Here is a 2,971-nt window from a genome sequence, read left to right on the forward strand (position 1 = left end):
GTCGCTGGGCACGGGTTCCGACACGGAGTCGCTGGGCACCGCTTCCGACTCTGAGTCGCTTGACGGTGGCTCGCTCGAGAGCATCATCGCTACTCTCGCCGCCGGCTCCTCGCAGCTCGGTTCGGGCGACATCACCATCGGCGGCTCCACCGGTTCCGGCGAGACGGGCTCCGACACCGGGTCCCTCCTGGCGCTCGGTTCGCTCGCCGTGGCCGGCATCGGCATCGGGCTGGTCGTTTCCGGCCAGGTCCAGCTCCCGCCGCTCCCGGAGATCAACCTGGGGATCGTTTGCACCCTGCCGCCGGAGGCCATCAACTTCCTCAAGGACAATGGCTCCATGAAGCAGGAAGAGTGCCAGCCGGAGGAGCAGCCCGCTCCCTGAGCTCGGTTCGCAGTCCGGTCTGACCGGGCGATGAACTGATCAGGCTCCACGCGATCCCCCGCTGACCACATGGTCGGCGGGGGATCGCCCATTTCCGCCGTGCCGATACGCTCGGGGCCATGAGCGTCCCCGACTTCGTCCTGGAACTCCGCAGACATGTGGGGACCGCGCCGCTCTGGCTGGCCGGGGCGACCGCCGTCATCCGCGACGCCGACCGCGCGAACGTGCTGCTGGTCCGGCGCGCCGACAATGGCTGGTGGACCCCCGTCACAGGGATCGTCGACCCGGGTGAACACCCCGCGGAGACGGCGATGCGGGAGTCGTGGGAGGAAGCGGCAGTCCGCATCCGCGTGGACCGCGTCGCCTCGATCGGCGTCTCCCGCATGGTCACCTACGGCAACGGAGACCGCGCCCAGTATCTCGACCACACCTTCGCCTGCACCTACCTCGGCGGCGAGCCGCATCCGGCCGACGGCGAGAACACCGACGTGCGATGGTTCGCCGTGGACGACCTGCCCGAGATGCGCCCCCACATGCTCGCCCGGATTGAGGCGGGCCTCGCGGACGAGGATCGCGCGCGGATGGAGCTCACCCCCGAATCGGCGACCGGCGAGTAGATCCGAACACCCCCCGGGGCATAGAATCGACCTCATGTCCGCCGACCGTCTCCGCGCAGAGGTCACACCCGTGGTGACCGCGCTGGTCGGGACGATCGTGGCGATGGTCAGTGGGGTGTTCGGCATCAGCGCCCACGGGCTGGCCGCCGGCCCCGGCGCAGGATCCCCCGAGACCGGCCAGATCCTGCTCGTGGTGGCCGCGAGCGCGGCAGTGGGCGTCGTGACCGCGACCCTCGCCCGGACCCGCGCCCCGATGGCGGTGGCGGCGAGCGGGCTGATCGCCGGGCAGGGGCTCGTCCACCTGGCCCTGGTCACCGGTCACGCTCACGGCGCCGCGGCGCACTCGACGCCGACCGGCACTGCGGCCGGGGCGATCGGGCATCACGTCACCGACCCTGCGGCCGTCCGGGCCGCGATGGACGGCGCGGCCCTCGACGCGGCCACCTCGCCTGCCGCCCTGCTCTCCCCGGGGATGCTGGGCGCGCACGCGGCGGCGATCCTGGCCACGCTCGCCCTGGTGGCGATCCTGTCCGGGGCTCTGGCCTGGGTGGCGGCGCGGGTGACGCCGCTGCCGGCGACCGCCCACCTCGTCGTCGTCGCCCCCGTCATCCCCTCCTACGACGCCGCCGCCCCGCGCGGACGGTTCCTCCTCGGCGGCGGAGGTACGCGGGCTCCACCCGTGGCTGTGTGACCTCATCTCCGCACCGGCGCGCGCTCCCGCCGCCGGGCGACCCCACACACCACGTAAGGACTCAGTCATGCGCAAGAACACCCGCGCCGCGTTCGCCGCGGCCTCAGCCCTCGCCCTCGCCGTCACCGTGACCGCCTGCGGCTCCGGCGACGAGGCCACCGAGGCCGTCTCCTCCGCCACGTCCGTCGTCGGCTCCGCCGCGGACAAGGCCGCCGAGGACGCCGCCAGGATCGCCGACGACGCCACCGGACGGGTCGTCGAGTTCTCCGACGGCTGGGCCAAGGCCACCGATCAGAAGATGACAGGGGTCTTTGGCCTCATCACCAACCCCGGCTCCGAGGACGTTCACCTGGTCGGCGTGTCCAGCGACATCGGCACGCGCCAGGAACTGCACGAGACCGTCCCCGGCGGCAGCGGCATGATGATGCGGGAGAAGCAGGACGGCTTCGTCATCCCCGCCGGCGGCGAGCTGGTCCTGCAGCCCGGCGGCAACCACATCATGCTCATGGACCTGACCGAGCCCGTCACCACCGGGCAGTCGATCGACCTGACCCTGGAGTTCGCCGACGGCTCCGAGCAGGCCATCACCGTCTCCGCGCGCGACTTCCAGGGCGGCCAGGAGGACTACGTCGGCGGTATGAACCAGGATGGCTGACCCGGTCCGCGCGGACTCCACCACGCGCGGCCCGTCCCGGCGATCGGTCCTCACGGGCGGCGTCGCCGCCGTGGTGGGGGGCGGCGTGGCCGGCGGCCTCGTCGGATACGCGGGACGGGGCGCCCTGGACGACGACGAGGCGGGCCCGGACTGGAAGACCGTCGCGGACTCGCGTGCCGTGGGGGCCGCCACGGAGCCGTTCTACGGCCCGCGGCAGTCCGGCATCACCACGCCGCCGCAATCGCACGCCGCGTTCGTGGGGTTCGACATCGTCCCGGGCGCGACCCGGGCCGAGATCCAGGGCGTCCTGCGGGCGTGGTCGCAGGACGCCGCCCGGCTCACCTCCGGTCGCGGGGGGTTGGCGGACCTCGAGCCCGAGCTGGCGGAGGACCCGGCCCGGCTCACCGTGACGATCGGGCTCGGTCCACGGCTGTTCGACCTCATCGGGATGCCGGAGAAGCGGCCATCGTGGCTGCGGCAGCTGCCGGCGTTCCCGCAGATCGACAGGCTCGAGGACCGGTGGTCGGAGGGGGACCTGCTGCTGCAGATCTGCGCCGACGACGCCCCGGTGGTCTCGCACGCCGCGCGCGTGCTGGCCTCCGGGGTCCGGGGCGTGGCCGAGCAGA

5 protein-coding genes are annotated in these 2,971 nt (G+C 72.9%); all 5 read left to right on the top strand.

What is annotated here, in order from left to right:
* Nucleotides 1–382, top strand: a 382-nt coding sequence (locus B4M60_RS09290) for a hypothetical protein (protein WP_291082658.1), incomplete at its 5' end; no start/stop codon positions are given.
* Between the two features lie 119 nt (nt 383–501).
* Nucleotides 502–999: an NUDIX hydrolase gene (locus B4M60_RS09295; RefSeq protein WP_291082661.1), complete on the top strand. Its 498-nt coding sequence runs from the start codon at nt 502–504 to the stop codon at nt 997–999.
* A 34-nt stretch (nt 1,000–1,033) separates the two neighbouring features.
* Nucleotides 1,034–1,690: a hypothetical protein gene (locus B4M60_RS09300; protein ID WP_291082664.1), complete on the top strand. Its 657-nt coding sequence runs from the start codon at nt 1,034–1,036 to the stop codon at nt 1,688–1,690.
* A gap of 67 nt (nt 1,691–1,757) precedes the next feature.
* Nucleotides 1,758–2,345 carry a copper chaperone PCu(A)C gene (locus B4M60_RS09305; protein WP_291082667.1) on the top strand — a complete coding sequence of 196 codons (588 nt, stop codon included), beginning with the start codon at nt 1,758–1,760 and terminating at the stop codon, nt 2,343–2,345.
* A partial coding sequence (locus tag B4M60_RS09310; RefSeq protein ID WP_291082670.1) for a Dyp-type peroxidase occupies nt 2,338–2,971 on the top strand: 634 nt, incomplete at its 3' end. The genes B4M60_RS09305 and B4M60_RS09310, both read left to right, overlap by 8 nt.

It is taken from the genome of Dietzia sp. UBA5065 (genome assembly GCA_002415925.1).
Classification (GTDB): domain Bacteria; phylum Actinomycetota; class Actinomycetes; order Mycobacteriales; family Mycobacteriaceae; genus Dietzia.